The sequence below is a fragment of the Pseudonocardia nigra genome (assembly GCF_019396355.1).
Classification (GTDB): Bacteria; Actinomycetota; Actinomycetes; order Mycobacteriales; family Pseudonocardiaceae; genus Pseudonocardia; species Pseudonocardia nigra.
On the sequence record NZ_JAHKRK010000005.1, the window covers coordinates 44200 to 55379 of the forward strand.

Here is an 11180-nt window from a genome sequence, read left to right on the forward strand (position 1 = left end):
TGTGTCATGATTCGCTCGCAAGCTCGCTCATTACGGCACCAGCCCTTCGGAGTTCACCGCACGCTCGACCTCTTCGACCATCCGCGGCACGATCGTCTCCGGGTTGATCTCCGCAGGCGGGTTGAGCAGGTCGGCGAGGACGATCGAGATGCTCGTGTAGGCCGGGGTCTTCGGCCGCACGCTCGCGCTCCGCAGCGACTCGCGGATGGCCTCCCACGCCGGGTACTCGGCCTGGAACTCGGGGTCGTCGTACAACGCGGCCAGGGTGGGTGGGATGCCCGCGTTGACGGCGTTGAACAGTTGGTTCTCCCGGTTGCGCAGGCACTGGGCCGCCTCGAACGCCAGGTCCTGGTCGCCGCCGGTGGTGCTCACGCCGATGTTGAAGCCACCGATCGTCACGGTCGCCTGCTCGTTCGGGTCGACGCGCGGGTAGGGCGCCCACGCGAAGACGTCGGCGACGCGGCGCCCGGTGTCGACGTTCGTCGGGCGGCCGGCCTCGTCGATGAACGTGCCGCCGCCTCCGCCGTCCGGCGGCGGGGTGTTGATCGAGGCGTTGACGAACGGGTAGTTCACCTGGAACGCCGCCAGCCCGGCCTCCATGGCGAGCCTGCCGTCGTTCTCCTGCGCCACCGACAGCGACGGGTCGGCCGCCGGCGAGCTCGCCACCCGCTGCATGATCGAGGCGGCGAGCCGGGCGGCGTCGCCCTGACCGACGAGCACCTCGCCGTCCTCGGAGACGATCTGGCCGCCTGCGCTGGTGAGCAGCGTGTTGAACCACACGACGATGCCCTCGTACTGCGCCGCCTGTACCTCGATGTAGGACGGCAGCCCCTGCTCGAAGAGCACCTCGGACATCTCGATCATCTCGTCCCACGTCCGGGGTGGCGTCGGGGCGAGGTCGCTGCGGTACCAGAGCAGCTGCGTGTTCGTGTTGAGCGGCGCGCCCCAGAGCCGGTCCTGGTACATGGCCGTCTCGAGCGGCCCCTCGAGCGTGCCCTCCGCGACCTGGGCGGCCAGGTCCTCGGGCCACGGCTCGATCCAGCCCGCCTCGGCGAACTCCGCCGTCCAGGTGACGTCGAGGGTCATGAGGTCGACCTCGGAGTCGCCCGCGACGAGCCTGCGGGCGAGCTGGAGGCGCTGGTCGTCGGCGCTCTTCGGGAGCGTCTGCTGGACGACCGTGTAGCGGCCGTCGGCAGCCTCGGTGCAGGCCTGGGCCGCCGCCGCGTACGCCGTGGCAGCGTCGGCCGCCGTGTAGAAGTTCAGTACCGGTGGCCCGGCGGCATCCGAACCGCATCCGGCCACCGCGGCGGCGGTCAGAACCGCACAGGCCCCCGCGACCAGCGCGCGCCGACGCGGTCGCCGCGACGTCGGATGGACCGCTTCGCGCATGCGTTCCCCCCGTTCCGGGCGGCGCCATTGCCCACCGCGCGCCCACAGGTGTGATTCCGGTCACTCGACGTGGCCGGTGATCCGAACCTATGCGCGTGGCGCGGGGCCCGCAAACGCTGAGTGCGCCCGAGACGGGAACGCAACCTTCATTTAGGAGTGGCTTGAGCCCATCGCAAGCTTGGCGAGCAGCTCACGGGCCTTCTCGGCGTTCCGCGGCTGGCAGAGCACGTCGTAGCGCCCGGCCACCATCTGGCTCGCAGAGGTGAAGTCGCGGCGGCCGCGGCTCGCTCCGTACCCGACCGCGGCGAACACCACGCCGAACACCACGCCACTGACCAGGCCGACCAGGATGGGGCCGAACGGGGTGGCGCCCGGGCTGAAGAAGCTCAGGAGAAGGCCGACGAAGAGACCGAACCACGCACCGGACGCGGCGCCCGACAGCAACACTCGTCCCCACGTGAGCCTGCCGATCACCCGCTCGACGAGCATGAGGTCGACCCCGACGATCGTGACGTCACGGACGGGGAAGTTCGAGTCGGCCAGGTGGTCGACGGCCCGCTGTGCCTCCTCGTAGGTGGCGTAGGAACCGACGGGCCACCCGGTGGGCGGCGTCGGCAGGTTGGGCAGGCCGGGCGCGGGGCGCGCGGGGCCGCCGAACGGAGTAGTCACGGGGCCTCCTGATTCGTTCGGGTCGGGACTCCCGGTCATGACGGGTCTGCACCGTCAACGCGCGGTTCAGAAACGGAGTGCCCGTTTTGCCGATCATCACACGAATCGGCATGGTATGACGCCCGCTGCCGGTCACGACCCGGCCACAGAGCGGCGTGGAGGCCGAGACCCAGCCCGTACGGCCGAACAGGCGCGGGCCGAACGGGGCAGAGAAAGCGCCCGGACAGCCGAATGCTCCGGGCTGATCAGCCGCTCCCACCGCTGATCAGCGGGACGTACCGTTGATCACGCCGGGAACGGGCGGCAACGGGGCCGCCGGGGGGCGTTCCCTCCGGATGGGAGCGAAACCATGCCCTTCCTGTCCCTCGCCCAGCCCCTGCTCGGCGTATCCGTCGGAGCCGGCTCGGGCACGAGCACGCTGGTGGTCATCGCCATCGGCGTGCTCGTGGCCTGGCTGCTGTCCCTGCTCCTGCATCCCTTCACCGCGTGCTCCTCGTGCAAGGGCAGCCCGAAGTCCTACGGCGCTGTCGCCACCAAGTCGTTCCGGACGTGCGGCGCGTGCGGGGGCTCGGGCAAGCAGCTGCGAATGGGTGCAGGGCTCTGGAGCCGCAACCGGGAGTGATCCCGGCCCCTACCGCAGCTTGTACTCCCGCAGCAGGCCCCGGCTGATGATGGTCTTCTGGATCTCCGACGTGCCCTCGCCGATGAGCAGGAACGGCGCCTCGCGCATGAGCCGCTCGATCTCGTACTCCTTCGAGTAGCCGTAGCCGCCGTGGATCCGGAAGGCCTCCTGTGTGACCTCGGCGCAGTACTCGCTCGCGAGCAGCTTCGCCATGCCCGCCTCGACGTCGTTGCGACTGCCGGCGTCCTTCAGCCGGGCGGCGTTGACCATCATCAGGTGCGCGGCCTCGACCTTGGTGGCCATCTCGGCCAGCTTGAACGCGATGGCCTGGTGCTCGACGATGGGCTTGCCGAACGTGCTGCGCTGCTGGGCGTACTCGGCCGCCAGCTCGAAGGCGCGGATGGAGATCCCGCACGCGCGGGCGGCGACGTTGACGCGGCCGACCTCGACGCCGTCCATCATCTGGGCGAACCCGCCGCCGCGCTTGCCCCCGAGGATCGCGCTCGCGGGCACGCGGTGGCCCTTGAACACCATCTCGGTGGTGTCCACGCCCTTGTAGCCCATCTTGTCGATCTTGCCGGGCACCGTGAGCCCCGGGGCGACCTCGCCGTAGCCGGTGGGCTTCTCCACGAGGAACGTGGTGAGGTTCTGATACGGCTTGGGCGCACCCTCGTCGGTCTTCACCAGCACCGCGGTGAGGTTGGACGTGCCGCCGTTGGTCAGCCACATCTTGGCGCCGTCGAGGACGTAGTCGTCGCCGTCGGCCACGGCCTTGGTCTTGATCGCCGCGACGTCGGAACCGAGGTCGGGCTCCGACATCGAGAACGAGCCGCGCACGTCACCCGCGGCCATCTGCGGGAGGTAGCGCTGCTTCTGCTCGTCCGTGCCGTGCTGGTTGATCATGTACGCCACGATGAAGTGGGTGTTGATCACACCGGAGACGCTCATCCAGCCGCGCGCGATCTGCTCCACGACCAGCGCGTAGGTGAGCAGCGACTCACCGAGCCCGCCGAACTCCTCCGGGATCGTGAGGCCGAACAGCCCCATCTCCTTCATCCCGTCGACGATGTCCTGCGGGTAGGTGTCGGCGTGCTCGAGCGCCGTGGCGTGCGGGATGATCTCCTTGTCCACGAACGTCCGGACGGTGGACAGGATCTCCTGCTGGACCTCGGTGAGACCGGCGGTATGAGCGAGCTTGGCCATGTGTGCCTCCTGGCGGGCGTCCGGGATCGCCGGGTCCCGCTCGGCCCGGCGCTGGGCTACCGGGCGGTAGTATCCCCCGCCGACCCTGCTCGGACGCTGTGAAGGTTCTCACCGGCGCCGAACACATCGCGGAGACTCCGCACACACCGCCGGCGGGCTCCGCCGGACGCGCGGAGTCCACCGCGTGTGCGCGGCCGGGCGGAGCCCGACGGCCGGCGCGATCACGGGCAGAAGGCCGTGCCCGACGATGTCCTCGCCGCCCTCCTCCCGTGATCGTCGTGGAGGGGCCGATCCCGCATCGCGACCGCCGAGCAGCCGCCCCACCACGACGCGATCACGGGCAGACGGTCGGGCCGGCGACGAACTCGCCGCCCTCCGCCCGTGATCACCGCCGATGCGCTCTCAGCACTCCACCGCCGAGCCGGGTTCGGACGCCGGCGCGATCATGGGCGAATGGTCGCGGAGGGGGACCAGCACTCCGCCCTGCGCCCATGATCGCCGTGAGAGCGCACGTTTCGCAGCCCCGACCGCCGAAACGGTCACCTCGCGGCGATGAGCGCCCGCAGTGATCGCCGCGAGATCCCCGGGGCCGCACCCCGCACCGCGAAAACCGCACACTCACGACGATCACTGACGACCGCGCGCGACCCCGTGGCCGTGGGTGGCCCCGGCCGGCGGGATCACGGGCAGATGGTCGTTCCCGGCGAGGCAACCGCCACCCTCTGCCCGTGATCACCACGAGAGCGCACTTCTCGCAGCACCGACCGCCGAAACGGTCACCTCGCGGCGATCACGCACGCCCTGGTGGCCGCGCGATCACGGCCGATCGCTCGACCGCAGTTCTCCCCGCGGCCGGCACACACCTCCCCCGGCGCCCGCACACACCGCCGGACCACCGCCGGACGTGTGTGCCGGGCCCAGGAGGTGTGTGCGAGGCGGCTCAGCTCTCCGGCGGGGTCCAGCGGTTCGTCCGCTCCATTCCGGCGGCCCGGCCCTTGCCGCTGATCACCAGGGCCATCTTGCGGCTCGCCTCGTCGATCATCTCGTCGCCGATCATCGCGGCGCCGCGCTTCCCGCCCGCCTCGGACGTGTAGTACTCGTACGCGTCCAGGATGTTCTCGGCGTGGTCGTAGTCCTCCTGGCGCGGGCTGAACGTCTCGTTCGCCGCGTCGATCTGGCCGGGGTGCAGCACCCACTTGCCGTCGAAGCCGAGCGCGGCGGAGCGGCCGGCCACCCTGCGGAACCCGTCGACGTCCTTGATCTGCAGGTACGGGCCGTCGATGGCCTGCTTGTCGTGGGCCCGGGCGGCCATGAGGATGCTCATGAGGATGTGGTGGTAGGCGTCGCCCACGTCGTAGCCCGGCGGCTGCTCCCCCACCACCAGCGACTTCATGTTGATCGACGCCATGAAGTCGGCGGGACCGAAGATGATCGTCTCGACGCGCGGCGATGCCGTGGCGATCGCGTTGACGTTGGTGAGGCCCAGCGCGTTCTCGATCTGGGCCTCGATGCCGATCTTCCCGACCTCGTAGCCCATGGCCTTCTCGATCTGCGTGAGCAGCAGGTCGAGGGCGACGACCTGCTCGGCCGTCTGCACCTTCGGCAGCATGATCGCGTCGAGGTTCGCGCCTGCGCCCTCCACGACCTCGGTGACGTCGCGGTAGGTCCACTCGGTGGTCCAGTCGTTCACCCGGACCACGCGGATCTTCTCGCCCCAGCCGCCCTCGTTCAGCGCCTCGACGATCGTCTTGCGGGCCCCGGGCTTCGCCAGGGGCGCGCAGGCGTCCTCGAGGTCGAGGAAGACCTGGTCGGCCGGCAGCGTGTGGGCCTTGTCGATGAATTTCTGGCTGGATCCCGGCACGGCCAGGCAGGACCGGCGGGCTCGGGTCTGGGTGGTCGCCACGGGCGAAGCTCCTCGTCGAGATCGGCGCGATTGGCGACGATGCTGACACGATCGCGAACGCCCGGCGTGCTGTGGTGACGGGTTTCTCACCCGCCGTGCCGCCTCATCGCCGGCTGTTCGCTCCGCAAGCTCTGCTCAGCTTGATCTTTAACCTCAGGGCCGTCTGCAGCGCTGGCGAGTCGAACCCGGTTGATCATGAGTGCAGCCCTTGGTTGATCATGCTTCTGTCGAAGGAAGACGATCTACACAAGGGCTGCGGTGGACAGTGTGCACGATCAAGCTCGGGCGGCGGCACTCGGGGAGCTGTCCCGGTTCCGGCACCAGTTCTACGCGTCGTTGCCCGCCCGGGCGGACGCGCTGTTCGAGCTGACCGATGCGGTGTTGTGCGCCGACGGGCCGGTGACGGCGTTAGTGGACCTGACGCTGGTGGCCGAACACCGGCGCGGGCACGGCGCGATGTACGACGCGCTGAACCACGGCCGGGTGGAACCCGAGCGGATCCGCCGCGCGGTGGCGTCCTTGCCGCTGCCGCGGGCCGCGGACGGGCGGATCGTGCTCGCCGTGGACGTCAGCCCGTGGCTGCGCTCGGACGCCCCGAGCAGCGCCGATCGGCTGTTCTGCCACGTCTATGGGCGCGGCAAGGGCCAGGCCCAGCTGATCTCGGGCTGGCCCTACTCCTTCTTCGCCGCGCTGGAACCCGGCCGCACCTCGTGGACCGCGCTGCTGGATGCGGTCCGGCTCGGGCCCGCCGACGATGCCAGCGTGGTCACCGCGCAGCAGCTGCGCGCGGTCATCGGGGGGCTGGTCACGGCGGGGCACTGGCGTGCCGGGGATCCGGACATCCTGATCGTCACCGACGCCGGCTACGACGTCACCCGGCTGGCGTTTGTGCTGGCCGATCTGCCCGTCGAGCTGCTTGGCCGGCTCCGCTCCGACCGGGTCCTGCGCCGCCCGAAGCCGCCCCGGCCGCCCGGCACCACCGGGCGCCCGCCCAAGCACGGGCCGGAGTTCGCCCTGGCCAGGCCCGCGACCTGGCCCGAACCGGTGCACACCACGACCTCCGCGACCAGCCGCTACGGCACCGCGACCGCGACCAGCTGGGATCGGCTGCACCCGCGGTTGACCCATCGTGGCTGCTGGGCCGACCACGACGGCGAGCTCCCGCTCATCGAGGGCACCCTGATCCGGCTGCAGGTCGAGCACCTGCCCGGTGACCGCGACCCGAAACCGGTCTGGCTGTGGTCCTCGACCACCGGCGCCACCGCGGCCGATGTGGGCCGCTGGTGGCAGTCGTTCCTGCGCAGATTCGATCTCGAACACACGTTTCGACTGCTCAAGCAGACCCTGGGCTGGACCGCCCCGAAGATCCGCAGCCCACAGGCCGCGGACCGCTGGACCTGGCTCCTCGTCGCCGCCCACACCCAGCTCCGCCTCGCCCGACCGCTGGCCCAAGACCTGCGCCGGCCCTGGGAGAAGCCCGCCCCACCCGGGCGGCTGACCCCAGCGCGGGTCCGCCGCGGCTTTCGGAACCTCCGCCCGCACACCGCCCTCCCGGCCAGCGCGCCGAAACCCGCTCACCCCGGCCCCGGGCGCCCACCCGGCTCCCGCAACCGCAGGCCCGCACCCCACCACCACGTCGGGAAGATCACCAGTCGCGAACCCGCCATCACCCCACGCCAACAGCGCGCAGGTTAAAGATCAAGCTCAGGGCACGGACAGCAATTCCCCCCTCGCCACCGCCGCCACGTTCCCGCGCACGGACGTCGTCACCGCGGCCCCCGCCTCGGCCCGCACGAGGACCGCGAGCTCGGACGGGCGGCCGATCTCCGCGCCCTGGGACACGACGAACCCGGACTGCCCGTCCGCGCCGAGCAGACCGCGGTCGGTGAGGAACACCCCGAGTGCGACGGCGGCCGAACCGGTGGCCGGGTCCTCCACCACCCCCGCCTCCGGCGCGAACATCCGCACGTGAGCGCGCCAGTTCGTCCGGTCGAACGCCACCACGCTGAGCCCGACGAGGTCGTCCGGGAGCGCGGCGCGCATCGCCCCGGCGTCCGGCACGGCACGCGCGACGGCGTCGGGCCGCACCGGCAGGAACGCGAACGGCACGCCCGCGCCGGCCACCCCGGCCGGCACGTCGGGGTCGACGTCGGCGGCGGTGAGCCCGACGGCGGCGGCGAGGCCCGGCCCGTCCAGCGCCTGCCCGACCTCCGGCTTCCCTCCGGTCACCTGCGCACCGTGGTCGTCGACCTCCACCGGCAGCAGCCCCGCGCCGCACTCCTGCACTACCGTCCCGGTGCGGATCAGCCCGGCCCTGGCGAGCGTCCAGGCCGCGCCCACGCTCGGATGGCCCGCGAAGGGCAGCTCGCGCGACGGCGTGAAGATCCGCAGCCGGTAGTCGGCGTCGGGTGTGGTCGGGGGGAGCGGGAACGCGGTCTCGGAGAGGCCGAACTCGGCGGCGATCACCTGCATCTGCTCGCCCGTGAGGGCGCCGCCGCCGTGCACGACGGCGAGCGGATTGCCGGTGTAGGCACCGTCGACCGTGAACACGTCCACCACGTCGTACCGGAGAGGATTCACGATCGAAGCCTAGGCTTTCCGCCGTGGGCACCGAGCGGGTCTTCGTGGCACAGCTGGCGGGCCTGGCCGTGTTCGGACCCGACGGGGAGCGCATCGGCAAGGTCCGTGACCTGGTGGCCGCGCTGCGCGTCGACGCCGCCCCGCCGCGCGTCCTCGGCCTGGTGGTGGAGCTCGCCACCCGCAGGCGGATCTTCGTGCCGATGCTGCGGGTCACCACGATCGATCCCGGCGCCGTCGCGCTGGCCACCGGCTCGGTGACGCTGCGCGGCTTCGCCCAGCGGCCCAACGAGACGCTGCTCGTCGGGCAGCTGCTCGACGCTCCCGTCCGGCTCGTGGAGACCGGCGAGGAGGTCGTGGTCGTCGACGCCGCCATCGAGCCCACCCGCTCGCGGGACTGGGTGGTCGGCAGGCTCGCGGTGCGCGCCCGCCGCCACGGGTTCAGCAGGCGGGGCCCGGTGCAGGTGGTGTCGTGGCGGGCGGTCACCGGGCTGTCGCTGTCGGACCGGCAGGGCACCGAAGGGCTGCTGTCGGTGTTCGAGACGATGCGCCCCGCCGACGTCGCCGCCGCGCTGCTCGAGCTGCCCGAGAAGCGCCAACACGAGGTCGTCGACGCCCTCGACGACGAGCGCCTGGCGGACGTGTTCGAGGAGATGGCCGAGGCCGACCAGCGGGCGCTGCTCGCGCACCTCGACGTCGAACGGGCCGCCGACGTGCTGGAGGCCATGTCCCCCGACGACGCCGCCGACCTGTTGCACGAGCTGCCCGACGCCGAGTCGGACGCGCTGCTGGCGCTGATGGAGCCCGGCGAGTCCGCGCCCGTGCGCAGGCTGATGCGGTACTCGTCGGACACCGCGGGCGGCCTCATGACCCCGGAGCCGATCATCCTGCGCCCGGACGCCACCGTGGCCGAGGCACTGGCGCGGATCCGCAACCCCGACATCCCGCCCGCGCTCGCCAGCATGGTGTTCGTCTGCCGGCCGCCGTCCGACACGCCGACCGGCCGCTACCTCGGCTGCGCCCACGCCCAGCGGCTGCTGCGGGAGGCGCCGTTCGAGCTCGTCGCGGGCGTCGTCGACACCGACCTGGCGCGGCTCGGCCCGGGGTCCACGCTCGGGGAGATCACGCGCTACTTCGCGGCCTACAACCTCGTGGCGGCGCCGGTGGTCGACAACGAGGATCATCTGCTGGGTGCCGTGACGGTGGACGACGTGCTCGACCACCTGCTGCCGCCGGACTGGCGCGACCGGCTGACCGAGTCCGACGAGCGGAACGACGAGGTGGCGGATGCCTGAGATCACCACGCACCGCAGGCTCGACCAGCCGCGGCTGGGCCGGGCCCGCTTCGAGCTCGACCCGGACTGGTTCGCGCGGCTGTCCGAACGGATCGCCCGGTTCCTCGGAACGGGCCGGTTCCTCGCGATCCAGACCATCATCGTGCTGGTCTGGATCGCGATCAACCTCGCAGCCGCGTCGCTGCGGTGGGACCCGTACCCGTTCATCCTGCTGAACCTGGCGTTCTCCACCCAGGCCGCGTACGCGGCGCCGCTGATCCTGCTGGCCCAGAACCGGCAGGACGACCGCGACCGCGTCTCGCTGGAGGAGGACCGCGTGCGCGCCGACCGCACGAAGGCCGACACGGAGTACCTCGCGCGCGAGCTCGCCGCGCTCCGGCTCGCCGTGGGCGAGGTCGCGACCCGCGACTACCTGCGCGGTGAGCTGGACAAGCTGTGCGACCGGCTGGGCGCGGGGCCGGATCCGGCCGCCGAACGGGCCAAGGCGCGCGTCACTCGGCAAGTCGACGGCTGATCCGCTCCAACGCGCCGAGGTCGTCCTCGTGCAGCCGGGCCGCGAAGTGCGTGCCGATCCCGCGCAGGTGCGTGCGGGACGCGGTGCGCAGCCGGCCGAGCCCCGCCCGGGTGAGCTCGGCGGCCACGCCCCGGCCGTCGTTCGCCACCGGGCTGCGCGTCACGAGCCCCGCCCGCTCCAGCCGGTCGACGAGCCGGGTGACCCCCGACCGCGACAGCAGGACCGCGTCGGCCAGCTCGGTCATCCGCCGCCGCCGGTCCGGCGCCTCGGCCAGCTGCACCAGCACGTCGTACGCGGCCAGCGACAGATCCTGCTCGGCCACGAGCTCGGACTCGAGCACCTTCGTGATCGTGGCGTGCGCTCGCAGGAAGGACCGCCACGCGCCGAGCTGTTCGCGCGTGGGGCCGCTGCGGCCACGCCCGGTCTCCTCGCGGACCGTCCCGGTCGGTGGCGCGTGTGCCTCGGTCTCCATCCCGGCTCCCCCCGTGTTGCCTCGTCGACGACCGTACGAGCCGGTCCTCGGGCGCAACGATGCTACGGACGCGGACCGACAGCGGCACGCACGTAGCATGGGAATCGGGCTCTCGCGCAGCGCCCCGCCCGAGCAGCCTCGCCAGGAAGGTGCAGCGGAAACCCTGATGTCCAGCAGCGGAAACACCACCACGACGATCGAGCAGGCCGTCATGGCCGCGCTCGCCGGGGTCGAGGATCCCGAGATCCACCGGCCGATCACCGAGCTCGGCATGGTCAAGGGCGTCGCGGTGGCCCCCGACGGGCGCGCGCACGTCGGCGTCTACCTCACGGTGGCCGGCTGCCCGATGCGCGACACCATCACCAACCGCGTCACCACCGCCGTCTCGGCGGTGCCCGGGATCAGCGCCGTCGACGTCGAACTCGACGTGATGAGCGACGAGCAGCGCACCGAGCTGCGCCGCGGCCTCCGCCGCACGAGTGCGCCGCAGGGATTTCGGGCATCAGAAGGCATGGACCACTTCACGATCGCGACCG

General features: G+C 71.8%; 9 protein-coding genes and 3 pseudogenes (1 of these 12 running past the window's edge). 6 read left to right on the forward strand and 6 right to left on the reverse strand.

All coding sequences use genetic code 11. The annotated features are described in order from the left end of the window. Nucleotides 1-30: 30 nt before the first annotated feature. Both KME75_RS02590 and KME75_RS02595 read right to left on the reverse strand, forming a co-directional pair. Nucleotides 31-1302: an ABC transporter substrate-binding protein gene (locus KME75_RS02590; RefSeq protein ID WP_308282506.1), complete on the reverse strand. Its 1272-nt coding sequence runs from the start codon at nt 1300-1302 to the stop codon at nt 31-33. Between the two features lie 237 nt (nt 1303-1539). Next, on the reverse strand, nt 1540-2058 hold the full coding sequence (locus tag KME75_RS02595) for a YflT domain-containing protein (RefSeq protein WP_219412879.1): 519 nt from the start codon (nt 2056-2058) through the stop codon (nt 1540-1542). 349 nt (nt 2059-2407) lie between these two features. On the opposite strand from KME75_RS02595, the gene KME75_RS02600 reads away from it, so the two are divergent. Continuing rightward, nucleotides 2408-2680, forward strand: a complete 273-nt coding sequence (locus KME75_RS02600) for a hypothetical protein (RefSeq protein WP_219412880.1) — start codon at nt 2408-2410, stop codon at nt 2678-2680. A 9-nt stretch (nt 2681-2689) separates the two neighbouring features. Here KME75_RS02600 and KME75_RS02605 read toward each other — a convergent pair whose 3' ends face one another. Together KME75_RS02605 and KME75_RS02610 are read right to left on the reverse strand one after the other, a co-directional pair. Beyond that, nucleotides 2690-3883 (reverse strand): acyl-CoA dehydrogenase family protein, encoded by a 1194-nt coding sequence (locus KME75_RS02605; RefSeq protein WP_219412881.1) that lies wholly within the window; start codon nt 3881-3883, stop codon nt 2690-2692. A 940-nt stretch (nt 3884-4823) separates the two neighbouring features. Further along, a complete protein-coding gene (locus tag KME75_RS02610) occupies nt 4824-5786 on the reverse strand; it encodes an HpcH/HpaI aldolase/citrate lyase family protein (RefSeq protein WP_219412882.1) in 963 nt (320 codons plus the stop codon). A gap of 258 nt (nt 5787-6044) precedes the next feature. On the opposite strand from KME75_RS02610, the gene KME75_RS02615 reads away from it, so the two are divergent. Then, nucleotides 6045-7481 carry an NF041680 family putative transposase gene (locus KME75_RS02615; RefSeq protein ID WP_308282507.1) on the forward strand — a complete coding sequence of 479 codons (1437 nt, stop codon included), beginning with the start codon at nt 6045-6047 and terminating at the stop codon, nt 7479-7481. A gap of 9 nt (nt 7482-7490) precedes the next feature. On the opposite strand, the gene KME75_RS02620 is transcribed toward KME75_RS02615, so the two are convergent. Beyond that, complete coding sequence (locus tag KME75_RS02620) at nt 7491-8366, reverse strand: PhzF family phenazine biosynthesis protein (protein ID WP_219412883.1); 876 nt, start codon at nt 8364-8366, stop codon at nt 7491-7493. A 44-nt stretch (nt 8367-8410) separates the two neighbouring features. Between KME75_RS02620 and KME75_RS47560 the strand changes: the two are divergent. From KME75_RS47560 to KME75_RS02630, 3 genes and pseudogenes are all read left to right on the forward strand, one after another. Then, a pseudogene (locus KME75_RS47560) lies at nt 8411-8803 on the forward strand (PRC-barrel domain-containing protein); the annotation flags it as partial. A gap of 165 nt (nt 8804-8968) precedes the next feature. Further along, a pseudogene (locus tag KME75_RS47565) lies at nt 8969-9658 on the forward strand (magnesium transporter MgtE N-terminal domain-containing protein); the annotation flags it as partial. Next, complete coding sequence (locus KME75_RS02630) at nt 9651-10172, forward strand: DUF1003 domain-containing protein (RefSeq protein ID WP_219412885.1); 522 nt, start codon at nt 9651-9653, stop codon at nt 10170-10172. The pseudogene KME75_RS47565 and the gene KME75_RS02630, both read left to right, overlap by 8 nt. Here KME75_RS02630 and KME75_RS02635 read toward each other — a convergent pair. Then, nucleotides 10150-10644 carry a MarR family winged helix-turn-helix transcriptional regulator gene (locus KME75_RS02635; protein ID WP_219412886.1) on the reverse strand — a complete coding sequence of 165 codons (495 nt, stop codon included), beginning with the start codon at nt 10642-10644 and terminating at the stop codon, nt 10150-10152. The two genes, KME75_RS02630 and KME75_RS02635, sit on opposite strands and share 23 nt — an antisense overlap. Before the next feature lie 166 nt (nt 10645-10810). On the opposite strand from KME75_RS02635, the pseudogene KME75_RS02640 reads away from it, so the two are divergent. Next, nucleotides 10811-11180: pseudogene (locus tag KME75_RS02640) on the forward strand (Mrp/NBP35 family ATP-binding protein) (it continues 877 nt past the right edge of the window).

Bases quoted from the DNA above. Each gene is read 5' to 3' on its own strand.
- KME75_RS02635 (WP_219412886.1), bottom strand. From the start codon at position 10,644: ATGGAGACCGAGGCACACGCGCCACCGACCGGGACGGTCCGCGAGGAG.
- KME75_RS02630 (WP_219412885.1), top strand. From the start codon at position 9,651: ATGCCTGAGATCACCACGCACCGCAGGCTCGACCAGCCGCGGCTGGGC.
- KME75_RS02600 (WP_219412880.1), top strand. From the start codon at position 2,408: ATGCCCTTCCTGTCCCTCGCCCAGCCCCTGCTCGGCGTATCCGTCGGA.
- KME75_RS02605 (WP_219412881.1), bottom strand. From the start codon at position 3,883: ATGGCCAAGCTCGCTCATACCGCCGGTCTCACCGAGGTCCAGCAGGAG.